Raw genomic sequence first — 23,531 nt, 5'->3', positions numbered from 1 at the left:
GACGATAAAGATGATCGGGTACCGTGAGGCGCTCTGGTTTGAGGAATACGGGGAGGACCCGGAAACGGGAGACGGTGGGTGGTTAAAAGGAGGCGGTTGAATTGGCTATCGGCCCCATGGATATCCATCACAAGGAATTCAGCACCGTGCGCGTGGGCGGATACAACAAGGAGGAGGTGGACTCCTTCCTGGACATGGTGGCGGACGAGCTGGACCGGCTGCTGCACCGCAACCAGGAGCAGGCCGAGCTCATCGAGAGCATGCGGGAGAAGGTTGCCCAGTTCGATTCCATGCAGCAGACCCTGCAGAACGCCCTGATCAACGCCCAGAGGAGTGCGGACAACATCGTCCAGGAAGCCAGGATGCAGGCCGAGGCGCAGCTCAAGGAGGCCCAGGAGAAGAGCCTGCGCATGCTGGAGGAGGCCAAGGCGGAGAGGGAGCGCATACTGCAATCCTTCGCCGGGATACGGGAGCAGGTGTTGAGGTATATCGCCACTATAAGGGAGATGTTGGACAGGAACCAGGGACTAATACGGGAATACGAGGCGCGCCTGGCCTCCGCCGAGGTCCGCGAGGCGGTGGTCGAGAGGCCAATAGCCGCCGGCGTAGAGGCTCCTGTGCCGCCTCCCCAGCCGGTTGCCGCACCGTCGGGCGTACCGGAACCGGAGGCGTTTGAGACACCGGCCCGCAGTGTGGGGGAAACGGCACCCGTAACCCCGGTCATGGAGGCTGCGCCCCAGGCGCCCCCCGTAGAGACGGTCCCTCCCCTCCGGGAGGAGAAGGCGCCCCCCGCCTTCGCGGCGCCGCCTTCCAGGCCGGAATCGGCCCCGGAGTCGCGGCCGGAACCCCAACAGCCCAGGCCCTCGGTGACCCCGGAGCAGGAGATGGAGATGTTGGAACGTTCCCTCAGGAAGGAGAAGAAGGAGGAACCGGCGCCTCCGCCCCCGGAGCCGCAGCGGGAGGAGAAGCATTTCTTCTGGGAATAAGGATGTGAGAGGGAAAAGGACGGGATCTTTAGAGGGTTGCGTCGGCGACGCGCGGGAGGGGAGCTCAAGAATCCCGTCAATCGAGCGTGTATGGGTATGTCGGGCCGGCCCACGGCTCCAGTAGAAGAGAAGGCCTCCGCGGACCGCAGGCGGAGACCTTGTCCTCTGGGAGCGGACGGGGGTGACTCGCGGTTCCGGTAGCCACGGATCTCAGAACCTGGCAGGGCGACTACGGAATAGCGGCTTTTAATAGTTAAAAGATTACTATTTAATGGTTATATATGCTGAGAGCCGGGCTTCCACCTCCTGGGTGGAGATTCCCCTCACCAGGATGGTCTTGTTGCGCGAGGCCGTCCCGCGTATCAGTTCCAGTTCGGATACCGCCTTACCCAGCATCCTGGCGAGGAGCCGCAAGGCCTCGCGGTTTGCCTTTCCCCTCTCCGGAGTCGCGTGAAGGGCGAGGACCAGCCGTCCCTCCCGCACCTCCAGCGGACCGCTGCGGGAGGAACCGGGACGTACCCTCAGCTCGATGAGCACCCCGTCGTCACAGGGCCTGAGAGGGGAGGCATTTCCTTCCATGAGGACGATTATAGGCCATTCAACGCTTCCGGTCGGCTACTTTCGCCGGACCGCAAATCAGCCGGCGCACGGCAGGGGTAGCGAGGCCACCCTCACTCGCCCGTAGGCGCCTCCCACCTTAGATGACCGCGGACCTTCCCCGGAGGAAGGGACTCCGCATGGGGGCACAGTTCCGGAACGTGGATGCCGTTCCCCACCGCGCACACCGCGGCGTTTCTGTTGCGCCCCGCCGGTCCGCGTGATAATAATGGAGCAAAATAGCCGGAGGATACGGAGTGAGGACGGTATGGACTACCGATCGACGCTGAACCTGCCGCGTACGGAATTCCCCATGAAGGCCGACCTGCCGCGCCGCGAACCGGAGATACAGCGCTTCTGGAAGGAAATGGATATCTACCGCCGGGTCCTGGACAAGAACCGGGGGCGGCCTTCCTTCATCCTCCATGACGGGCCTCCTTACGCCAACGGTGATATCCACCTGGGTACGGCCCTGAACAAGATACTCAAGGACATCATCGTCAAGTACAAGAGTATGCGGGGCTACTTCTGCCCCTACGTGCCGGGCTGGGATTGCCACGGACAGCCCATCGAACACGAGGTGGAGAAGAGGCTGGGAGAGGATAGGGGAAAGCTGGACGTCATGGAAGTCCGTAAGCGCTGCCGTGAGTACGCCCTGCATTTCGTGGAGCGGCAGTCCTCCCAGTTCCAGCGCCTGGGGGTGCGTGGGGATTTCGAGAACCCCTACCTTACATTGAGGCCCGCCTACGAGGCGGTGAACATACGCGTGCTGGGCGAGCTGGCCCGCAGGGGCCTGGTATACCGCAGCCGTAAGCCCATTCACTGGTGTCCACGATGCATGACCGCCCTGGCCGAGGCGGAGCTCGAATATCGCGAAAAGACCTCCCCCTCCATATACGTGAGGTTCCCCCTCCTGGACCCCGTCCCGGGTCACGAGGGCCGGGAAGCGGCCGTGGTTATCTGGACCACCACCCCCTGGACCCTCCCGGCCAACGTGGCCGTGGCTCTGCACCCGGAGATGGAGTACGTGCTCTTGGAGGCCGGAGGCTCGGTCCTGCTGGTGGGGGAGCCACTCCTGGAGGGGGCACTGCGGGACATGGGGCTGGAGGAATACCGGGAACTGGGGCGGCTTCCCGGTAAGAGGCTGGAAGGCCTCAAAGCGAGGCATCCCTGGAGGGAGAGGCCTTCCCTCTTGGTGGTATCCGAGTTCGTGACCACGGAGCAGGGGACCGGGGCGGTGCATATAGCCCCGGGTCATGGTGAGGAGGACTATCAGGTGGGGTTGGAATACGGCCTCCCCATGCCCATGCCCGTAGACGACAGAGGCCGTTTCACCTCCGAGGCCCCGGAGTTCGAGGGGCTGTACATCGATGATGCCAACCCGAGGATAACCGCGGACCTGCGCAAAAGAGGCCTGCTCCTGGGGGAGGGTGAGTTGAGCCATCCCTATCCCCACTGCTGGCGGTGCAAGGGCCCGGTAATCTTCCGCGCCACCCCTCAGTGGTTCGTGGGGGTGGACCGTGAATACGAGGGTTCCACCCTGCGCAAGAGGTGCCTGGAGGCTGTGGAGGGGGTGAAGTGGATTCCCGGCTGGAACATCCGCCGCATGGTGGGGATGCTGGAGAGCAGGCCCGACTGGTGCATATCCCGGCAGAGGGCCTGGGGGGTCCCCATCCCGGCCTTCTATTGCCTGAACTGCGGCCGGGAGCTTATGACCCCGGAGACGCTGCGGAAGGCGGAGGAGCTTCTGGCCTCCGAGGGGTCCGACGCCTGGTTCCTTCGGGAAGCGGAGGAGATCCTGGGGCCTGGTTTCCGCTGTCCGGAATGCGGCGGGACGGAATGGCGCAAGGAGACGGACATCCTGGACGTATGGTTCGAGTCCGGGGTCAGCCACGAGGCCGTGCTCCTGCAGTGGGAGGACCACTACTGGCCCTGCGACATGTACCTGGAGGGGAGCGACCAGCACCGGGGGTGGTTCCAGACCTCGCTCCTCACCGCGGTGGGGACGCGGGGGGAACCGCCTTACCGCTCCGTGCTCACCCACGGCTTCGTGGTGGACGGGGAGGGCCGCAAGATGTCCAAGTCCCTGGGCAACGTCATAAGCCCCCTGGAGATATGCGACAGGCTGGGCGCGGACATCCTGCGCCTGTGGGTGGCGGCGGCGGATTACACGGTGGACATCCCCGCATCGGGAGAGATCTTCGACCGGCTTGTGGAGGCCTACCGACGCATTCGGAACACCCTGCGCTTCCTTCTGGGGAACCTCTACGATTTCCGTCCCGGCGAGGACGACGTCCCCCCGGGGGAGATGGAGGAGCTGGACCGCTGGGTCCTCTCCCGGCTGCAGAGGCTGGTGAGCAGGTGCACCCAGGCCATGGACTCCTATCAGCTGCATGTGCTCTTCCATTCCCTCCACAACTTCTGCGCCGTGGACTTGAGTGCCCTGTACCTGGACATGCGCAAGGATTGCCTGTATACCTTCGCTGCCGGTTCGCGGGCCCGACGCTCCGCCCAGACGGCGCTGTACAGGCTGTTGAGGGCCATAACCCTGCTCATGGCCCCCGTCCTCTGTCACACGGCGGAAGAGGTGTGGCAGGCCATGCGCGCGGAGGGGGATCCGGAGAGCGTGCAGCTCGCCGACTGGCCGGAGGTGGACGAGGGGTTGCAGGACCCCGCCCTGGAGGACGTCTTCGAGGGACTGCTGCGGTTGCGCGAGCAGGTGACCAAGGCCATCGAGGAGAAGAGGGGCACCAAAGAACTTGGCACCTCGCTGGAGGCCATGGTGAGGCTCACCCTGCCCCGCTCGTGGGAGGAAGTGGTGGAGCCCAGGAAAGACCTGCTGCCCACCCTCTTCATAGTCTCCCATGTGGAGGTGCGCTACGGGTCGGGGGAGGAGATTAAGGTGGAGGTCGAGCGGGCACCGGGTCGGAGGTGCTCGCGGTGCTGGAACTACCGTCCCTCGGTGGGAAGCGATTCCGCCCATCCGGAGATCTGCGACCGCTGCCTCCCGGTGGTGAAGGCGGCAGAAGGGTGAGGGTTCACGGCGGGAAGGGGCTTCGCCAGGCGCGAGAGAGCACCGTTTCGGGGTTGTCGGCTCACGAAAATGGTGCATAATATTAGGGATAAACCGTTGGGTCGGACCGGAGGACAACGATCGACTTATGAACAAGAAGAAGATGGCCGCCTTCAAGAAGATCCTGCTCCGCGAGAAGGAGATACTGGAGAAGCAGTACCGCGACCTGGAACAGGGCAACCTGCTCGCCTCCCAGTCGGACTTCTCGGGCGAGATGCCCTTCGAGGAGGAATACGCGGCCAGCGGCACCAGCACCTTCGAGCGGGAGAGGGACCTATCCCTCTCCGAGAACGTGAAGGACCTCCTCCAGAAGGTCAACGAGGCGCTGGAGCGCATCGAGAACGGGACCTACGGGATCTGCGAGATGTGCGGCCTCCCCATACCCGAAGAGCGCCTCGAGGCGCTTCCCTACGCCAACCTCTGCATATCTTGCAAGCAGAAGGAAGAACAGGCTATGCGCTGATGGCGGCCACGACCGCCGCCGCCCTGGCCGCGGATCAGGCCAGCAAGGCGCTGGTACGCCGATTCCTTCCCCCGGGAAAGAGCCTGGATTGGGGACCCTTCTCCCTGCGGCAGGTTCGCAACCCGGGAACCGCCTTCGGGTTGATACGGGGACAGTCCCTACCGTTCTTCCTGGGCAGCGTGGCCCTGCTTCTGGTGCTCCTCCTGGTTCTCTGGAGGTTCCGAGGCACGGAGGGGAGAGCCTTCACCGCGGCCCTGGGCTTGATAATCGGGGGGGCCCTGGGTAACATCATCGACAGGATGTTCCTGGGGGCGGTGGTCGATTTCGTAGACCTCCGTTTCTGGCCGGTATTCAACCTGGCGGATACGGCCATAGTCCTGGGGGTGGGAACGGCCCTCGCGCTGGTGATCCGGGACGTGTGGAGGGAGGGGAAGGACGCGGCGCGGGGTTGAGGTCCAAGGCTCAGTTGTGGCGCCACACACCGGCATAGGCGAACCGAAGGAGAAACATTGCGTCCCGAACTCTTCAAGATAGGCCCCCTGACCGTCCATTCCTACGGCTTTTTCCTCGCCCTGGCCTTCATCGTGGGCATGCTGGTGAGTTTTATGTACCTGCGGCGTAAGTTCCTCGACGCCTACGTGGTCTTCGAGCTGGTCCTGGCCGCCGCCGTGGGAGGGATAGTGGGGGCCCGGCTCTTCTACGTCTTGGGCCACTGGAGAGAGTTCTCCGACCGCTGGTGGGAGGCCTTCAAGTTCTGGAACGTGCAGGGGCTGGTGTTTTACGGCGGCTTCATCCTGGGCATACTGGCCGCCGTGGCCGTGGTCAGGCTGAGGGGCGTCTCCGTGGGACAGGTCCTGGATTCGGGTGGGCTGGCCGTCCCCGCCGCCCTGGCCGTCGCCCGCGTGGGATGCTACCTAAACGGGTGCTGTTTCGGGAAGAGCTCCGGCCTCCCCTGGGCGGTGACCTTTCCCCTGCGTACCCAGATGGAGATGGGCATGCCCCGCAATCCCGTCCACCCCACCCAGATCTACGAACTGCTCATGGACCTGGGCATCTTCGTCATACTCCTCGCCGTACACCGGCGTTTCCGCTACCGCGGCGAGATAATGCTCTCCTTCATCATGCTCTACGCGGTGGCGCGGTTCTCCAACGAGTTCTTCCGCTATCACACCCAGTCCGGGGCCAACCTCTTCTTCCAGGCGCTGAGCGCCGCGGCCTTCCTGGCCGCTGGACTGGTCCTGGTTTTCCGGAGAAGGCTGCTTGCCGAGGACAGGTGACTTGCGCGTCTTCAACTTCACCGTAGACCCGGGAGATGCCGGCAAGAGGCTGGACGTATTCCTCACCGAGCGGACCGGCCTCACCAGGAGCAGGGTCCAGGAGCTCATCGCCGGTGGGAAGGCCAGGGCGGGAGGCGAGGCCAGGGATAAACATTATCGGGTACGCTGCGGCGAGGAGGTCGTCCTGGAGCTCCCGCCGCCCGAACCTGCAGGGCCGAGGCCGCAGGACCTGGGCATCCGGATACTCCATGAGGACAGCCACCTCGCGGTGGTCTCCAAACCGGCGGGCATGGTGGTCCATCCCGCCGCCGGACACCGGGAGGGGACCCTGGTAAACGCCGCCCTCTTCTCGCTGCGCGGGCTCTCGGGGGTCGGCGGCGTGGAACGCCCGGGCATCGTCCATCGCTTGGACCGCGACACCTCGGGCCTTCTGGTGGTGGCCAAGGACGACCGTGCCCACCTGCTCCTGCAGGAGTTGGTGAGAGAGCGTAACCTGAAACGCCTCTACCTTGCCCTGGTGCACGGAGTGCCTGCCTCCCCGCTGGGAACGGTGGAAGCCCCGGTGGGCAGGGATCCCCGGGACCGCAAGAGGATGGCCGTCACCTCGCGCGGAAGGCCCTCGGTGACCCATTTTCGGGTGCTGGAGGACTTAAGAGTGGCATCGTTACTGGAGGTGGAGCTGGTCACGGGGAGGACGCACCAGATAAGGGTGCACATGTCCTATATCGGACACCCGGTGGTGGGGGACGAAACCTACGGCAGAAAAGGGAGGCTGGAGAGGGAGCTGGGGCTCTCCCGGCAGTTCCTGCACGCCTACCGCCTGCGTTTCAACCACCCCTTCACCGGGGAGGAAATGGAATTCGAGGACCCACTGCCTGGGGACCTGGCCGGAGCCCTGGAACGATTGCGCGACATGACCTCCTGAATGCTTCCCCCGTCACTGCCGTTCCGGCCGCGGCTCACCTTTGGGACTTCGGGCAAAAGGAGCCTGCATCCTCGCGGATATCGAGTACCCGCGGGTAACCTTTTACGGCCCACGCGGCACCGTTCGCCCCCCGAAAGGTCACGTTCTCGGGGAACGTCTCAACCTCCATGTGGATTGTGAGGATAGTTTATGTAGAAAGGAGGCGAAATGTGCCGGCGTCCCGCGAAGAGCAAGGCAGCCATATATAACGGCACATCAGGAAGCCTGGTAAGGATCCAGCTGCTGACCCTCTTCCACCGCAACCCCGGGATGAAGGGCACCGCCGTCGAGCTGGCGGAGGCCATAGGGAGGGACCCGGATGCGGTGGAAGAACAGGCGCGCAAGCTAGCCCAGCTGAGGATCCTTGAGGAAGTGAACGAGGAAGGAGGCTCGTCCTACCGTTATCTCCCTCCCCGGAGCATCCCCGGCGTCAGTGGCCTCCGGCGCTCCGGTGCCCTGGAGTACAACTGACGGGCGAAGGGAAGGCCCAGGAGGAGGAAGGCCGGCGGGCCCTCATTCCCCGTCCTCTCGGGAGAGAAATTCGGGATCCAGCTCCAGGAGCTGTCTTTCCAGTTCCTGGATGAGACGGTCCAGGTTCCGGCGTCGCTCGAGCAGCGCCCGGCGCCGGGATTCCAGCTCCTCGCGCAGGTCTCCGGCGCTCGTCCGGGTGGGGCAGACGTCCGTGAAGGGGCACCAGGGACAGATGGGGTTGGGGTTGGGCGGGAACTTTCCCGCTCGGATACCCTCCGCCACGCGGGAGAGTCGCGCTCGCACGTCCAGAAGCGAGTCCTCGTCCCGCGGGGAGGTGGTGAACCTCTGGTTGATCAGGAGGTAATAGAAAGTGAGCTTGGCGGGGGTTATCCCCCATAGCTCGCGGCAGGCCATCTGGTAGATGGGAAGCTGGAGGTCCTCGCGCAGGCGCCTCAACTCGGGGAGCCTCCGGTTGGTCTTGTAGTCGATGACCTCGTAACTTCCGTCGGGATGACGGTCCACCCGGTCGATGACCCCGGTGAGCAGGTATCCGTCCATGGGTATCTCGAAGCGCTGTTCCACGGCCACCGGGAGGCGGAAATGGTCCCGGTTGCGGAGGTAGAAGGACTCCAGGACCTCCCTGGCGTGGGACAAGAAGCTCCTCTCCTCCTCCTCGTCGGCGTATCCCTCGCTCTCCCAGCATTCCTCGAGGCGGGTCAGGAGTTCCTCCAGGGAAGGGGGTTCGGGGACGTCGCGCCCGTAAAACCATTCCAGGGCGGCATGAAGGCTCCTCCCGAAGGAGAGGTAGGGCGACGGCGGGACCTCCAGTCCGTCCACGTACTGGAAACGGTAAGCGAGGGGGCACCTCTCATAGGTGCTCGCGGCCGTGTAGCTCAGCCTTAACTCCACTCTTGTCCTCCGTGCTCACTCGGGCTCAGGTGCGGCAATGTCCCGCCCTCTTTGCCTTCCCTTACCCGCACTCCGTCATCAATCTTCGCGGCGACCGCTCCACGCCCCTTTCCCTTCCGGGCAAGGGGTGTGTCGTAGGCGAAGGTTATAATAACCTAAGCCCGGGGCGAGCCGGAAATCCGCCGCGCGGGCGGCGAGGTCGGAGGTAGAAGACCCCCGGGGCTCCAGGAGGGCTGGGTGCCCGTCATATCCCCAGCGCTGCAGGCAGTGGGTGACCGGGAGGCGGGAGGTGAAGGTTGGGAGTACCCTTCGCGCATCTGCATAACCACACCGAGTATTCCATGCTCGACGGCGCAGCCCGCATCCCCGAGATGCTGGAGGCCGCCGTGGGGATGGGCTATGAGGCCCTAGCCATCACCGACCACGGTGGGATGTACGGGGTCATACCCTTTTACCGCAAGGCGCTGCAGATGGGCGTCAAGCCCATCCTGGGGGTGGAGGCCTACCTGACCGCCGGATCCCGCTTCGACCGCCGGCCGGCCAAAGAGGACCCCAACTATCACCTACTGTTGCTGGCCGAGGACCGGGAAGGATACCGCAACCTCATGAAACTGGTCACCCTCTCCTTCATGGACGGCTATTATTACAAGCCGCGCATGGACAAGGAGATCCTGCGGGAGTACCGGGGTGGCGTCATAGCCTTGTCCGCATGCATCAAGGGAGAGATAGCCGCCCGTCTTCTGGAGGACGACTACGAGGGGGCGAAGAGGGCGGCGCGCGAATACCTCTCCATCTTCGGGGATGGCAATTTCTACCTGGAGCTCATGGACCATGGCCTGCCCGAGGAGAAGAAGGTCAACCCCGGCCTGGTGCAGCTGGGGGAGGAGCTGGGCATAGGCCTGGTGGCCTCCAACGACCTGCACTACGTGCGCCGGCAGGACCACCTCCACCACGATGTGCTCCTGTGCATCCAGACCAACTCCACCCTGGACCAGGAGGACCGCCTCAGGTTCTCCAGCGACCAGTTCTATCTCAAGAGCTACGAGGAGATGCGCACTCTGTTCGCCGACCGGCCCGAAGCCCTCTCCAACGCCGCGGAGATAGCCGAGCGCTGCAACGTGGAGCTGGAGTTCGGGAGATACCTGCTCCCCAAGTACAAGGTCCCGGAGGGATACGACCTGGACGGTTACCTGGAGAAGCTGGCCTGGGAAGGCCTGCGGAAGAGGTATCCGGAGGTCACGCCGGAGCTGGAGGAGAGGCTGCGCCACGAGCTCTCGGTGATAAAAGACATGGGTTTTTCCGGTTATTTCCTCATCGTCTGGGACTTCATCAGGTTCGCCAAGGAGCAGGGCATAATCGTGGGGCCGGGAAGAGGCTCGGCCGCCGGGTCGCTGGTCTCCTACTGCCTGGGGATCACCACCGTGGACCCCATACGTTACGACCTCCTCTTCGAGCGCTTCCTCAACCCCGACCGCCGGACCATGCCGGACATCGACATCGATTTCTGCTACAAGCGCCGCCCGGAGGTCATCGAGTATGTGGCCCGGAAGTACGGTAAGGACCGCGTAGCCCAGATAGTGACCTTCTCCACCATGGCGGCGCGTGCGGCCATCCGCGACGCGGGAAGGGTGTACAACCTGGAATACGGCAAGGTGGACCGCCTGGCCAAGATGGTCCCCGAGCAGCAGAACATCACCATCGACAGGGCCCTGGAGCTCTCTCCCGAGCTGAGGGAGGCCTATGAGGGAGACGAGTTGGCCAGGAAGATCATCGACACCGCCCGCAAGCTGGAGGGCATCACCAGGCAGGACTCCATCCACGCCGCGGGGGTGGTGATAGCCGACGACGAGCTCTCCAGCTACACTCCCCTCCAGAGGCGCGGCCCCGAGGAGGAGGTGGTGACGCAGTACGACATGGAGGCCATCCAGGCCATCGGCCTCCTGAAAGTGGACTTCCTGGGATTGCGCACCCTCACCGTCATCAGCGACACCCTGGACAACATCCAGAGGCGACGGGGCATCCGCCTGGACCTGGACGAGCTCCCCCTGGACGACCCGCGCACCTTCGAGCTCCTGCAGAAAGGGGATACCGTGGGTGTGTTCCAGCTGGAGAGCCCAGGCATGCGTTCCCTGCTTCAGGACCTTAAGCCGGAGCGCTTCGAGGACCTCATCGCCGTCCTGGCCCTCTACCGCCCCGGCCCCCTGCGCAGCGGGATGGTCAAGGATTACGTCGACCGCAGGCACGGAAGGGTCCCGGTGACTTACCTGCACCCGGACCTCGAACCCATCCTCGAGCAGACCCGGGGAATCTTCATCTACCAGGAACAGGTCATGCGCCTGGCGGTGGAGCTGGCCGGGTACTCCATGGCTGAGGCGGACGGGCTGCGGGCGGTGGTGGCCAAGAGCAAAGCGGAGGAGATGAAGTTCCACCGCGACAAGTTCATAGGCGGGATGGTCTCCAAGGGCTATCCGCGTTCCCTGGCCGAGAAACTCTTCGACCTCATAAGCCATTTCGGCGAATATGGGTTCAACAAGAGCCATTCCACGGCCTACGCGGTCATCTCCTACCAGACCGCCTTCCTCAAGGCCCACTATCCCCAGGAGTTCATGGCCGCCCTGCTCTCCAGCGTCACCGGGAACAAGGACAAGGTGCAGGTCTTCGTCAACGAATGCCGCAAGATGGGCATACGCGTCCTCCCGCCGGATATCAACGAGAGTTACAAGGAGTTCACGCCGGTGGACGAGGGAATCCGCTTCGGGCTGGCCGCCATCCGCAACCTGGGAGAGGCTCCCGCCGAGCGCATTATCGCCGTGCGCCGGGAGGGAGGGCCCTTCCGTTCCCTCATGGATTTCTGCCTACGCGTGGGACAGGGCGTGGTGAACAAGAGGGCCTTGGAGAGCCTGATAAAGAGCGGGGCCTTCGACTTCCTGGGCTATTCGCGCAACCATCTCCTGAAGACCTATGAGAGGGTGGCGGACCTGGCGGCGGAGAAGCTCCGCCACCGGGAGGAAGGGCAGCACAGCCTCTTCGAAGCGGCGGGAGGAGAGGAGGAACCCGACCCCGTCGAGACCCAGCCCCCGCTGGAGGAACTGCCCCGGGACCAGCTTTTGGCCTACGAGAAGGAGATGCTGGGGATATACGTCACCGATCATCCTCTCATGCAGTACAGGGAGGCCCTGGAGCGCCAGGTGGAGAGCGAGATCGCCGACCTGGCAGGACTGGGTGACGGTGCCGTGAAGTGGATAGGGGGTATCATCACCAGCAAGACGCAGCGCATCACCCGCAAGGGAGAGCTGATGGCCAGCCTGGCCCTCGAGGACCTCACCGGAAGGGTGGAGGTGACCGTCTTCCCGGCCCTTTACCTGCAGCACCGCGAGGCGCTCCGGGAGGACAACATCATATGCGTGAGGGCCAGGGTGGAGTCCAGGTCGCGAACGGAGTCCAGGGAAGGCGAGGAGGAGGCGGCTACCCTCCGGGTGGTGGCCCTGGAGATCGCCGAGCCGCGTTTGAAGGCACCCGAGGAATGCGACCTCTTCATCCGCCTGGAGGACGGCCACGTGGAACCGGAGACCATGGACCGCCTGAAGGACATACTCTCACGCCATCCGGGCGGAACCCCGGTGAAACTGGAGCTGCGCTGTGGGGATTCCCTCCGGGTCTTCAAGCTCCCCGAGGGCCTGTGCGTCAATCCCGACGGCTCTCTATACGCGGAGGTTCTCTCTCTGCTGGGCGAGGGATGCATAACCCTGCGCTGAGGATGATGCCGGGATGCACGCTCCCGTGTACAATTATCTATACCCGTGGACTGAGGGCACTGCGGGTGAGTGTGAGGCGGAAGCGAACGGAGAGGGCGGGATGAAAGTCTGGAACAGCGAGGACTACGGGAACCTGGAGGAGCTCCGGAGGGCCCTGGGCTGGGACTACTGGTTGGAGGGGGGCCCTCTCGAGGAGGTCCGTTCCATCATCGACAGGGTGAGGCATGAAGGCGACGCCGCGCTTGTGGACCTCACCGCGAAACACGACGGCGTGGACCTGGCCAAGGTCGGCCTGAGGGTCACCGAGTCGGAATTGCTGGCCTCGCGGGAAAAGGTGGAGCCCGGCTTCGTGGACGCCCTGCGCGTGGCGGCGAGGACCATCACCGCTTTCCACCGTCGCCAGGCCTGGGAATCCCAGTTTTGGGATTCCGAGGAGGGTGCACGGGTGGGACAGATGTACCGTCCCCTCCGCCGGGTAGGGGTCTACGTGCCCGGCGGGAACGCCTCCTACCCCAGCACGGCCCTGATGACCGTCATCCCCGCTCAGGTGGCCGGCGTGGGGGAGATCGCGGTGTGCGTGCCCCCGGGAAAGGGGGGTGAGATCAATCCCTACACCCTCTACACCCTGCATCACCTGGGGGTCAAGGAGGTCTACAGGGTCGGCGGCGCGCAGGCGGTGGCCGCCCTGGCCCTGGGCACGGAGAGCATCGGACGGGTGGAGAAGATCGTCGGTCCCGGGAACATCTACGTGACCCTGGCCAAGCGCGAGCTCTTCGGGCTGGTGGGAATCGACATGCTGGCCGGGCCCAGCGAGCTGGTCATACTGGCCGACGATAGCGCCCGCCCGGAACTGGCGGCGAGGGAGATGGCCGCCCAGTTGGAACACGGGGGAGGCGCGAGGGCCTGCCTGGTGAGCCCCAGCCGGAAGGTCATAGAGGAGGCGGAGAGGGAACTGGAGGTGTGCCTGCGCAGGGATGCAGGATGGACCGAGCCGCAGGCGGTGTTGGTGAGGGACCTGGAGGAGGGAACACGCCTGGTGGATGTCCTGGCTCCCGAGCACTTGCTCATCGACACACAGGACCTCACCGGGACCCTCAGCCACATCCACAACGCGGGAGCGGTCTTTCTGGGACACGACTCCACAGTGGCCATGGGGGATTACGCCGTGGGGACCAATCACGTGCTTCCTACCAAGGGAGCGGCGAGATACGCTTCGCCGCTGGGAGTCTACGACTTCATCAAGCGTACCAACATCGTCTTCTCCAACCCCCGGGCGAACAGGAACCTGGCCTGGGTAGTGGAGACCCTGGCCCGGGTGGAAGGCCTGACGGAACACGCGGAGGCCATGCGGCGAAGGCTGGAGAAGGAGGGGGCATGAGCGAGCGCAGCTCCGTGGTGGAGCGGATCACGGGCGAGACGCGGGTGAGCGTGAACCTCCGCCTGGACGGAACCGGGGAGGTCGACGTATCCACGGGGATCGCCTTCTTCGACCACATGTTGACCCTCTTCGCCTTCCACGCGGGATTCGACCTCCGGCTGCAGGCGCGGGGTGACCTGGAGGTCGACCAGCACCACACCGTGGAGGACGTGGGCCTTTGCCTCGGGTCCGCCATCCGGGAGGCCCTGGGAGATAAACGAGGCATCCGGAGATACGGGTGGGCCCTCCTGCCCATGGATGAGGCCCTCTGCCTCACGGCGCTGGACATCAGCGGGAGGCCGCACCTCAGCTATGGAGTGGACCTGCCCGTGCAGCTCATATCGGACTTCGACCCCACATGCGTGCGAGAGTTCCTCCAGGCCCTGGTGAACCAGGGCGGCTTCACCCTGCACGTGCGGGGGATGGCCGGGGAAAACCCTCACCATATCCTGGAAGCGGTCTTCAAGGGTTTGGGGAGGGCTCTCCGCGAAGCAGTGCTGAGGGACGCGGGCATGGAGGTACCCTCCACCAAGGGATCGCTCTGAGCCCATCCCGGCAACCTTTCGATAAAGGGGCGGTGGTGCCGGCCCCCTCCTCGCGGAGGCGGACAAAGCGTGAACCTTCCCGAGGTTGTATGTCATAATCGGAGCGGCATCTTTCTCGTACCGCGGCCCTCTTCCGGGAGGTATGCATGATCGCCGTCGTGGATTACGGCATGGGAAACCTGCGCAGCGTGGAGAAGGCCTTCGCCTTCCTGGGGCACCGGGTCAAGGTCACCGGCGATCCCCGTGAGGTGGCCGCCGCCGAGGGCGTGGTGTTGCCCGGGGTGGGGGCCTTCGGGGATGCCGTGCGCGAGCTGGAGGAGAGAGGCCTGACCGGTGCCCTCATGGAGGTCCTCGAGGAGGACCGCCCCTTCCTGGGGATATGCCTCGGCTACCAGTTACTGTGCGGGGAGAGCGAGGAGAGCCCCGGAGCGAGGGGGTTGGGTTTCCTGCCCGGACGCGTGGTCCGCTTCGGGGAAGGCCTCAAGGTTCCCCATATGGGATGGAACGACGTGCATGTCCTGAGGCCTCATCCCCTTCTCGAGGGCATCGAGGACGGGACCTTCTTCTACTTCGTCCATTCCTATTACGTTCTCCCGGATAGGGAGGAGGACATACTCATGCGCACCGAATACGGGGTGAGCTTCGCCTCCGGTGCGGCGGTGGGTAAGGTGGCCGCCTTCCAGTTCCATCCCGAAAAGAGCTCCACGGCCGGGCTGCGCATCCTGGACAACTTCGCCCGCTTTTGCCGGGAGGGATGGCCGGAGAGTGGTTATCCCCGGGAGTGGTGAGGGTTGTTCCGCATCTATCCCGCGGTGGACATCAAGGGTGGCAGGTGCGTCCGCCTGGTGCGCGGAGACATGGAGAAGGAGAGGGTCTTTTCCGACCGCCCCTTGGAGATGGCCGTGCGGTGGCAGGAGGAAGGAGCCTCCTTCATCCACGTTGTGGACCTGGACGGTGCGGTGCAGGGCCACCCGGTGAACCTGGAGAGCATCCGGGAGATATTGCGCAGAGTGCGGATCCCCGTTCAAGTGGGAGGCGGGGTGCGTACCCTGGACGATGCGCGGAGGCTGCTGGACATGGGAGCGGCCCGGGTGATAATGGGGACCCGCGCCCTGGCGGACCCCGCCTTTCTGCGCCGCGCTGCGGAAGACCTGGGCGAGATGCTGGTGGTGAGCCTTGACATGCGGGGGAAGAGGGCGGCGGTGGGGGGCTGGACCAGAGAGCTGGAGCGACCGCTGGAGGAGCTGGTGGAGGAGCTGGCGAGCGGAGGCGTGACGAGGGTCCTGTACACGGACATACTCCGGGACGGCACTCTCGAGGGATATGCCGGGCACGTCCCCCGTGAACTGCTGGGTCGCGGTCTCGGCGTCATCGTCGCCGGAGGTATCTCCACGCGCCAAGACATCCAGCGCCTCAAGGAGCTCTCTTCCCTCGGGGTCGAGGGAGCGGTTGTGGGACGTGCCCTGTACGAAGGGAGAGTCTCCCTCCCGGAGATCCTGGACCTCGAGGAGGGGGACGGGAGATGATGGAGTGGGGGAAAAGGAGGCCCGGTGCCGTATGACCAGCCCCTCCTAGGGGCGGAGCGCGCTACCCATCCTAGAGGATGGCTCTGATTCGCGCCGGGCTGTGCATGGGCAGCAGCCCTGACGTGGACGACGTGGAGGGAGTAAAAGCAGGGAATCCCCGAGCTCCCGGCTGGGGCGAGGGGGGCTTGCCGTGAACCGGAGGAGAGGCGGACGTGCATACCAAGCGCATCATACCCTGCCTGGACGTGGACAAGGGAAGAGTGGTCAAAGGGATAAACTTCGTCCGGTTGAGGGATGCCGGCGATCCCGTGGAGCTGGGGGAGATATATGACCGCGAGGGGGCGGATGAGTTGGTGTTCCTGGACATCACCGCTTCCCACGAGGGCCGGGAACTGGTCTTTGACATGGCGGCCAGGGTGGCGGAAAAGGTCTTCATCCCCTTCACCGTGGGCGGGGGGATAAGGAACCTCGACGACATCAGGCGCATGCTGGCCACGGGTGCGGACAAGGTCTCGCTCAACACCGCAGCGGTGGAGAATCCCTCCCTGGTGGAGGCAGCCGCCGGCAGGTTCGGCTCCCAGTGCGTGGTGGTGGCCATCGACGCCAAGAGAAGAGATGGAAATTCCTGGGAGGTATACGTGCATGGGGGAAGGACCCCGACCGGCCTTGACGTCCTGGAATGGGCACGCCGCGTCGAATCGCTCGGGGCGGGGGAGATACTCCTCACCAGCATGGACCGCGACGGGACCAGGTCGGGTTACGACCTGGAACTCACCCGCGCGGTGGCTGAGGCGGTGCGCATACCGGTCATCGCATCCGGGGGAGCGGGCAGCCTGGAGCATCTGGCGGAGGTGATCATCGAGGCGGGAGCGGACGCCGTTCTGGCCGCCTCCATATTCCATTACGGGGAATACAGCATACGGGAGGCCAAGGAATTTCTCCGCCGGCGCGGGATTCCCGTTCGCCTGTGAAGGAAAGGGGCGCCACGGAAGCGGTTTACATGCGCGGAAGGCATGTGGTAGAAATAACATCTAAAGCGGCCTCTCGGGCTTTAACAGGCTGGAATGAGGCTCTTTAAGGCGGGAAGGCCTCGCTGGAGGCCGGAAAGAGGTAAGGGGGGTCGAATGAGATTTATGAAGGTCAGGACGTTCTTGATCCTTCTGGCGGTGGCCGCGCTGGCGGGTTCCTTGCTCGCCCTCGCGGGCTGCGGCGGCCAGGAGGGCGCCACGACAAAGGAACCCATAAGGATCGGGGTGGTTCTCTCCGAGAGCGGGGCCAATGAACCGCTGGGAAAGCCGGAACGCAACGCCATAGAGCTCTTCGTGGAGAGGCTCAACGCGAGCGGGGGCATTAAGGGTCACCCGGTGGAGGTGATCATCAAGGACGACCAGAGCGATTCCAACAAGGCACAGCAGGCGGTCATAGAGCTCCTGGAGCAGGAAGACGTGGTGGCGGTCATCGGCTCCAGCGGAACCGGCCCCACCCTGGCCATGAAGCAGGAGTGCACCAAGAGGCATATCCCTCAGGTATGCATGGCCGCCGGGGCGAACATCATGGAGGGGGATATAACCTGGATATTCCGCACCCCTCCCACCGCCACCGAGGCGGGCAAGAAGGCTCTCGAGTACATAAGCGAGGTCCTCAAAGTAAAGCGGGTGGCGCTGCTCTATGACACCAATGCCTTCGGGACTGACGGCAAGAACGTGGTGGAGAAGGAGGCATCCTCCTTCGGCCTGGAGGTGGTGGCCTCCGAGGGATACCAGACCAACGACACCGAGGAGACCATAGATACACATCTTACCAACGTTATGACCGCGAAGCCGGAGGTGATTCTGGTCTGGGGGACCAACCCGGGACCGGCCATCATCGCCAAGCGCATGCGTGACAAGGGCATCAACATCCCCTACGTGGGCAGCCATGGTATCGCCAACCAGCAGTTCATCCAGCTGGCGGGCGAGGCGGCCAACGGCGTGGTCTTCCCGGCCGGCAAGATGCTCATCTATCAAAAGGTCCTGGAACCCGGTTCCCCGGAGTATGAGTTCATAAAAGACTTCGACGAGGCCTACCGGGAGGCGTACGGGCAGCCCATCAACACCTTCGCCGGGCACGGCTGGGACGCCATACTCATCATCACCGAGGCGCTGAAGAGGGTGGGTCCGAGCGCCACCCCGGAGGAGCTTCGCGATGAGATCGAGAGGACTGAAGGCCTGGTGGGCACAGCAGGCATCTTCAATTACTCGGCTCGGGACCATAACGGCCTCTCGCCGGACGACCTTGTGATGGTGGAGATCGTGAACTCCCAGTGGGAGCCGGCCGGGCGTTAAGCCTAAGCCCATAGCGAGAAAGCGGCGGCGGGGAGGCTGGTTGGGAAGCCGGCCTCCCCTTTTTGGAACGCCGGCGCTGGGAAACCCGTTACTTTACCCCAGGGAACGGGGGTAAGGCCGGGGGAAAGGATTTTTCGCCGATGCTCGATTTTTTCAGGAATTGCCCCCAGTACCTGGCCAACGGCATGGCCAACGGATGCCTCTACATCCTGGTGGCCATGGGCTTCAACATCATCTACACCTCCACGGGGATCATCAACTTCGCCCAGGGAGAATTCTCCATGTTCGGGGGCCTCTTCGCCTACGCGCTGGCGGTCTCGGCCGGCCTTCCCATCCCCCTGGCCGCCGTGCTGGCCGTGCTGGCCACAGCGGCGATAGGGGGGGCCATGGAGAGGGTGATGATCTATCCGCTGCGCAGGGCGGGGGTCCTGACGGCCATCATCGCCACCATTGGAGCTTCCATATTCTTCAAGTCACTGGGGCGGGTCTTCTGGCCCAGTGAGGCCTATAAGGTCCCCGAGTTCACCCCGGGCACCTTCCGGCTTCCGGGAGCCACCGTCTCCAGGCAGTTCCTATGGGTGGTGGGGCTCACCGTAACCTGTGTCGTGCTGCTCTATTTCTTCTTCAACCGCACCAAGGCGGGGAGGGCCATGCGGGCATGTTCGGTCAACCGGCAGGCGGCCACCCTGGTAGGGATCAACGTATCCCGCATGTCCCTCTACTCCTTCATCCTGGCCGCGGCCCTGGGCGGGGCAGCGGGCCTTATAAGCTCCCCTTATGCCAGCTACGGCATGGGCCTGGAGATGGGGGTGAAGGGTTTCACGGCCTCTGTGGTGGGAGGTTTGGGCAACACCTTCGGGGCCGTGGTGGGAGGGTTGGTGCTGGGGCTCCTCGAGGAGCTCATTCCGGGGTTCCTCACCGTGGTGCTGGGCGTTTCCACGGGGTACAAGGGGGCGGTGGCGGCCGTGTTGCTCATCGTCGTGCTCCTCTTCCGGCCGCAAGGCCTCCTGGGGAGGGGTATGGTGGAGAAGGTTTGATGCCGGCTACGACGACTTGACGGCATGAAAAAAGGTCGGGCTTTCGGCGTGTTGGGATGAGGCGAGATGGTGAAGGGTTCGCGGGACGGCGGTGAATCCCTTAAAGGAGTATGGGCGGGGCGCGCGCTGGCATCCGCCGTGGAGACCGCGCGATCCCTCGTCCGCTCCTACTCCGTGTTTCTTGGGCTGGCCATCTTTTTGGGCCTCCTCCCCCTCTGGGCGGACCGTCTTTCCAAGCCCCTGGGCATACCCATCCTCATGGTCATGCGCCTGGTGGGGATATATACCATCGCCGCCGTGGGGCTGAACCTGCTCATGGGGTACGCCGGCCAGGTCTCCCTGGGACACGGGGCATTCTTCGGCATCGGTGCCTATACCTCGGCGCTGCTGTGCCTGAAGGCCAAGTTCCCGCCCTGGTTGGGAATCCCCGCGGCCGTTGTGGCCGCCGCCCTCATCGGCTTCGCCGTTGCGCCGGTGTTGAGATTGAAGGGCCATTACCTGGCCATGGCCACGCTGGGGCTGGGCATGGTGTTCTTCGTCTTCATGCGCGAGATGACCTGGCTCACGGGAGGGAACGACGGCCTACGGAACATACCCGCCCTCTCCCTGCCCGGACTGGCCGTGGGAGAGGGCAGGAACTACCTGCGCTCCGAGTACTTCTTCATTTGGGCGACCGCGCTTCTTGTGCTGCTCTTCTGCTTCAACCTGGTGCGCTCCCGTTCCGGGAGGGCCATGCGCGCCCTGCACCAGTCGGAGGTGGCTGCGGAGGTCATGGGGGTGGACGTCTCCTGGGAGAAGATAAAGGTCTTCGCCCTCTCCGCGTCCCTGGCCGGGCTGGCGGGCGGGATCTTCGCCCATATCCAGGGGTACATCGATCCCAACCTCTTCACTATCCTTCTCTCCATTCAGTTGGTGACCATGGTGGTGGTCGGGGGGATGGAGAGCATCTGGGGGGCGGTGGCCGGGGCGGGGGTCATTACCTTCATCCCCAAGGTGGTGGAAGCTATACCCAAGTGGCTGGGGGAAGTACCCCGATGGGTGGAGAAGTACAGCAACTACGAGGGCATCATCTTCGGGCTCATACTGGTGCTCACCATGATCTTCATGCCCTCGGGGATAACCAAGGGCCTGTCGGACATGATCCGCTTCCGTCGCAACCCATTCGTCAACCCGCTGCGCAGGAAGGGGCCGGAATGAGAGGGGCAACGTCATTGAGGTTAACGGCGGCATCGTGGAAGAAAGGGAGCGTACCGATCCCATGGAAGACATCCTTGTGGTCGAGGGGCTGACCAAGACCTTCGGCGGGCTGGCCGCGGTGAAGGAGGTCTCCTTCCGGGTGCGCCCGAACATCATCAAGGCCATCATCGGTCCCAACGGGGCGGGCAAGACCACCCTCTACGACTTGTTGACCGGCCTTTACCGCCCTGACGGAGGCAGCGCGGTCTTCATGGGCAGGGAGATACTTGGGCTGCCCCCGCACCGCGTCACCGCCCTGGGCATTGCCAGGACCTTCCAGACCGTGCGCATCTTTCCCGGGATGACGGTACGGGAGAACGTCATGGTAGGCCTGCATCACCGGACGCGTACCGGCATGTTCGCCTCGGCTTTTCGCCTTCCCAGGGCCCGCCGCGAGGAGTCCTGGATGTGGGAGGAATCCCTCGCCTATCTGGACATGGTAGGATTGGAGATGCAGGCGGACAACCTTGCTGGCTCCCTCCCCTTCGGCCAGCAGCGCCTTCTGGAGGTGGCCAGGGCCCTGGCCACATCGCCCCGGCTCGTCCTCCTGGACGAACCGGCCGCCGGGCTAAACGACTACGAGACCCGGGAGCTGGGGGAGGTCATCAGGCGCATAAGGGACGGTGGCGTGACCGTCCTCCTGGTGGAACACGACATGGGGCTGGTGATGAGCATCTCCGAGGAGGTCCTGGTCCTGGACCACGGGGAGGTGATCGCCGAAGGCACTCCCGAGGAGGTGCGCAACGACCCGCGGGTCATCGAGGCCTACCTGGGAGCGGAGATAAACGAGGGCCAAAGAGCATGAGAGGTGGGGCATGGTGGAGGGATTGTGTCACGCCATGGCTCTCGGGTGGAACGGCGCCTGGTTTGGGGTTCGGAGATTCAAGGCTCGAATGGCCGTTCGGTCAATGCCGCAAGGATGCGCCGAGACGGTTGAAGCGAGTGGAGCCCCCGGCTCCGCCCTCCCGGGGATGGAGAGGAAAGCGGCCGGGGAGTGCGGAGGACGGTCGATATGGAGGTGAAAGGCGTGTTTCCGCGTCGGGCGGGACAGGACGTGCGCCGAGGCGGACGCTCGGGCGGAATCGGCATGCCCCTGAGATGGAGGGAATGACTTGCTGGAGATAAACAACCTCTCCGCGTTCTACGGGAACATCGAAGCCCTGCGCGCCGTGGACCTCTGGGTTCGGGCGGGGAGGATCACCACCATCATCGGGGCCAACGGGGCTGGAAAAACCACCCTGCTGCGCGCCATATCCGGGCTGGTCCCCACCCGCTACGGCGAGATAAGGTACGTGGGGACCAACATCGCCAACCTGGAGCCGCACCGCATCGTGCGCATGGGCATCTCCCATGTTCCCGAGGGGCGGCAGGTCTTCTCCACCATGACCGTGGAGGAGAACCTCTACCTGGGAGCCTACCTGCGCTCGGGCCGGAGGCGGTCGCGGGAGGTGGAGGAGGACATGGAGTTCGTGTGCCGCCTCTTCCCCGCCCTGGAAGCCAGGCTGGGGCAAGTGGCAGGCACCCTTTCCGGAGGGGAACAGCAGATGCTGGCCATCGGGAGGGCCCTGATGGCCAGGCCGCGGCTTCTGCTCCTGGACGAGCCCAGCATGGGCCTGGCCCCTATGGTCATCAGGGACATATTCTCCTGCTTGAAGAGGCTCAACCAGGAAGGACTCACCATCCTGCTTGTGGAACAGGACGCCATGATAGCCCTGAGCATCTCCGATTACGCCTACGTCATGCGCGCGGGCAAGATACGCCTGGAAGGTGAGGCCTCCGAGCTACTGGGCCGGGAGGAGATAATCCACCTTTACCTGGGTGAGGAAGAGGCCATCGGAGGATAGCCCGGGCCCGTGGCCCGTGCCGGCCTCTGCCTCTGCTTCGCTCGCCGCGCGGCTCCGAGGAGAGGCTGCATCCTCTTGGAGCGAGGAAACAGGCGGCTTGACGGTAATTAGCCAGGGCGTGGGACAGCCTTCCTGGAAGTGGCCGGTCCGTTGCGTTGCACTGACGAGGTTAGAGGGAGGCAGGGGTTCCGGTGAGGTGAGGTTTTGGATGGCGTGCAGGCCCGATGCACCCGCCGGTGGCGTATACGGGGAAAAAGAGCCGGCGATGATATTGGTTCGACCGATGGGCGTTTTTGAGTTCATCAGGGGATGGGGGAGGGGAGAGGGGCCAGGGTGGACGCGGAGTAAGACCGCCGGGGCGGCCGCAAAGCCCCGGATGCGGACAGGGGCAGGGATGCGCGTCGATCGTGTTGGCTCGTAAAGCGGGTTTGGGGTTTGCGAACCCGGGAGGGAAGAGGGGAGTGTAATGGGAGCGGAGTAAGACCGCCGGGGCGGCCGCAAAGCCCCGGATGCGGACAGGGGCAGGGATGCGCGTCGATCGTGTTGGCTCGTAAAGCGGGTTTGGGGTTTGCGAACCCGGGAGGGAAGAGGGAATGGAGATGGAACTGCCGGAACTGAAGTTCGATGGTGAAGGGCTCATCCCGGCCATCGTCCAGGACCACGAGAACGGGGAGGTCCTGATGCTGGCCTATATGGACCGCGAGGCCCTGAGGCGCACCCTGAGCAGCGGGCGGACATGGTTCTGGAGTCGTAGCCGCCGAGAGTACTGGTGCAAGGGGGAGACCTCCGGACACCGGCAATACGTGCGCAGGATCCGCTACGATTGCGACGGCGACGCCCTTCTGGTGGAGGTACTGCAGGTGGGGCCGGCTTGCCACACCGGGAAGCGCAGTTGCTTCTTCAACGAGATCCGGGGGGCGAGGACGGACCTCTCTCCCGAATCGCAGTGACAAAGGCTCCATCGGTGACCCACCGCCGATTTGCCGGTAGGCCCCGGTGGGCACGGGCCTGCGGGCCGCATGGCGGAGGAGCCTGCGTCCCGTTCCGGCACGTTCTCCAGCAGGCCACTGTCTGGACGAAGCAATAGACGGAAGGGCAGGTGTGGGT

The 23,531-nt window shown here is 64.3% G+C and carries 21 protein-coding genes; 19 read left to right on the top strand and 2 right to left on the bottom strand.

What is annotated here, in order from left to right:
• Positions 1–101 precede the first annotated feature (101 nt).
• A complete protein-coding gene (locus tag H7007_RS02240; RefSeq protein WP_287152863.1) occupies positions 102–986 on the top strand; it encodes a DivIVA domain-containing protein in 885 nt (294 codons plus the stop codon).
• A gap of 264 nt (positions 987–1,250) precedes the next feature.
• Here the strand turns inward: H7007_RS02240 and H7007_RS02235 are convergent, their stop codons facing one another.
• Positions 1,251–1,565, bottom strand: a complete 315-nt coding sequence (locus H7007_RS02235) for a DUF167 domain-containing protein (protein WP_287152862.1) — start codon at positions 1,563–1,565, stop codon at positions 1,251–1,253.
• A 331-nt stretch (positions 1,566–1,896) separates the two neighbouring features.
• Between H7007_RS02235 and ileS the strand changes: the two genes are divergently transcribed.
• The 6 genes from ileS to H7007_RS02205 all read left to right on the top strand — a co-directional run bounded on the left by ileS (position 1,897) and on the right by H7007_RS02205 (position 7,831).
• Entirely contained in the window at positions 1,897–4,617 is a 2,721-nt protein-coding gene (gene ileS / locus H7007_RS02230; RefSeq protein WP_287152861.1) for an isoleucine--tRNA ligase, read from the top strand.
• A gap of 127 nt (positions 4,618–4,744) precedes the next feature.
• Complete coding sequence (locus tag H7007_RS02225) at positions 4,745–5,119, top strand: TraR/DksA family transcriptional regulator (protein ID WP_287152860.1); 375 nt, start codon at positions 4,745–4,747, stop codon at positions 5,117–5,119.
• Positions 5,119–5,571: a signal peptidase II gene (gene lspA / locus H7007_RS02220; RefSeq protein ID WP_287152859.1), complete on the top strand. Its 453-nt coding sequence runs from the start codon at positions 5,119–5,121 to the stop codon at positions 5,569–5,571. The genes H7007_RS02225 and lspA overlap by 1 nt, the downstream gene beginning before the upstream one ends.
• A 57-nt stretch (positions 5,572–5,628) precedes the next feature.
• Positions 5,629–6,396: a prolipoprotein diacylglyceryl transferase gene (gene lgt / locus H7007_RS02215; RefSeq protein ID WP_287152858.1), complete on the top strand. Its 768-nt coding sequence runs from the start codon at positions 5,629–5,631 to the stop codon at positions 6,394–6,396.
• Entirely contained in the window at positions 6,380–7,321 is a 942-nt protein-coding gene (locus H7007_RS02210; protein WP_287152857.1) for an RluA family pseudouridine synthase, read from the top strand. Before lgt ends, H7007_RS02210 begins: the two co-directional genes overlap by 17 nt.
• 207 nt (positions 7,322–7,528) lie before the next feature.
• Entirely contained in the window at positions 7,529–7,831 is a 303-nt protein-coding gene (locus tag H7007_RS02205) for a hypothetical protein (RefSeq protein WP_287152856.1), read from the top strand.
• A gap of 42 nt (positions 7,832–7,873) precedes the next feature.
• On the opposite strand, the gene H7007_RS02200 is transcribed toward H7007_RS02205, so the two are convergent.
• Entirely contained in the window at positions 7,874–8,740 is an 867-nt protein-coding gene (locus tag H7007_RS02200; protein ID WP_287152855.1) for a RecB family exonuclease, read from the bottom strand.
• A gap of 296 nt (positions 8,741–9,036) precedes the next feature.
• On the opposite strand from H7007_RS02200, the gene H7007_RS02195 reads away from it, so the two are divergent.
• From H7007_RS02195 to hisI, 12 genes are all read left to right on the top strand, one after another.
• A complete protein-coding gene (locus H7007_RS02195; RefSeq protein WP_287152854.1) occupies positions 9,037–12,495 on the top strand; it encodes a DNA polymerase III subunit alpha in 3,459 nt (1,152 codons plus the stop codon).
• A 100-nt stretch (positions 12,496–12,595) separates the two neighbouring features.
• Positions 12,596–13,873 carry a histidinol dehydrogenase gene (gene hisD / locus H7007_RS02190; protein WP_287152853.1) on the top strand — a complete coding sequence of 426 codons (1,278 nt, stop codon included), beginning with the start codon at positions 12,596–12,598 and terminating at the stop codon, positions 13,871–13,873.
• Positions 13,870–14,457, top strand: a complete 588-nt coding sequence (gene hisB, locus H7007_RS02185) for an imidazoleglycerol-phosphate dehydratase HisB (RefSeq protein ID WP_287152852.1) — start codon at positions 13,870–13,872, stop codon at positions 14,455–14,457. The genes hisD and hisB overlap by 4 nt, the downstream gene beginning before the upstream one ends.
• A gap of 146 nt (positions 14,458–14,603) precedes the next feature.
• A complete protein-coding gene (gene hisH, locus H7007_RS02180; protein ID WP_287152851.1) occupies positions 14,604–15,245 on the top strand; it encodes an imidazole glycerol phosphate synthase subunit HisH in 642 nt (213 codons plus the stop codon).
• A 3-nt stretch (positions 15,246–15,248) separates the two neighbouring features.
• Positions 15,249–15,983 carry a 1-(5-phosphoribosyl)-5-[(5-phosphoribosylamino)methylideneamino]imidazole-4-carboxamide isomerase gene (gene hisA, locus H7007_RS02175; RefSeq protein ID WP_287152850.1) on the top strand — a complete coding sequence of 245 codons (735 nt, stop codon included), beginning with the start codon at positions 15,249–15,251 and terminating at the stop codon, positions 15,981–15,983.
• Between the two features lie 212 nt (positions 15,984–16,195).
• Entirely contained in the window at positions 16,196–16,954 is a 759-nt protein-coding gene (gene hisF / locus H7007_RS02170) for an imidazole glycerol phosphate synthase subunit HisF (RefSeq protein WP_287152849.1), read from the top strand.
• Positions 16,955–17,107: 153 nt separating this feature from the next.
• Positions 17,108–18,307: an ABC transporter substrate-binding protein gene (locus H7007_RS02165; RefSeq protein ID WP_287152848.1), complete on the top strand. Its 1,200-nt coding sequence runs from the start codon at positions 17,108–17,110 to the stop codon at positions 18,305–18,307.
• Between the two features lie 140 nt (positions 18,308–18,447).
• Positions 18,448–19,344, top strand: coding sequence for a branched-chain amino acid ABC transporter permease (locus H7007_RS02160; protein ID WP_287152847.1), 897 nt, complete (start codon positions 18,448–18,450; stop codon positions 19,342–19,344).
• Between the two features lie 66 nt (positions 19,345–19,410).
• Positions 19,411–20,541, top strand: a complete 1,131-nt coding sequence (locus tag H7007_RS02155; protein ID WP_287152846.1) for a branched-chain amino acid ABC transporter permease — start codon at positions 19,411–19,413, stop codon at positions 20,539–20,541.
• Positions 20,542–20,602: 61 nt separating this feature from the next.
• Positions 20,603–21,385, top strand: coding sequence for an ABC transporter ATP-binding protein (locus H7007_RS02150; protein ID WP_287152845.1), 783 nt, complete (start codon positions 20,603–20,605; stop codon positions 21,383–21,385).
• 307 nt (positions 21,386–21,692) lie between these two features.
• Entirely contained in the window at positions 21,693–22,424 is a 732-nt protein-coding gene (locus tag H7007_RS02145; RefSeq protein WP_287152844.1) for an ABC transporter ATP-binding protein, read from the top strand.
• Between the two features lie 593 nt (positions 22,425–23,017).
• Entirely contained in the window at positions 23,018–23,374 is a 357-nt protein-coding gene (gene hisI / locus H7007_RS02140) for a phosphoribosyl-AMP cyclohydrolase (RefSeq protein ID WP_287152843.1), read from the top strand.
• Positions 23,375–23,531 lie beyond the last annotated feature (157 nt).

The sequence above is a fragment of the Candidatus Solincola tengchongensis genome (assembly GCF_015711935.1).
GTDB lineage: Bacteria > Actinomycetota > Geothermincolia > Geothermincolales > RBG-13-55-18 > Solincola_A > Solincola_A tengchongensis.
This window is presented reverse-complemented; position numbering and strand designations above follow the sequence as displayed.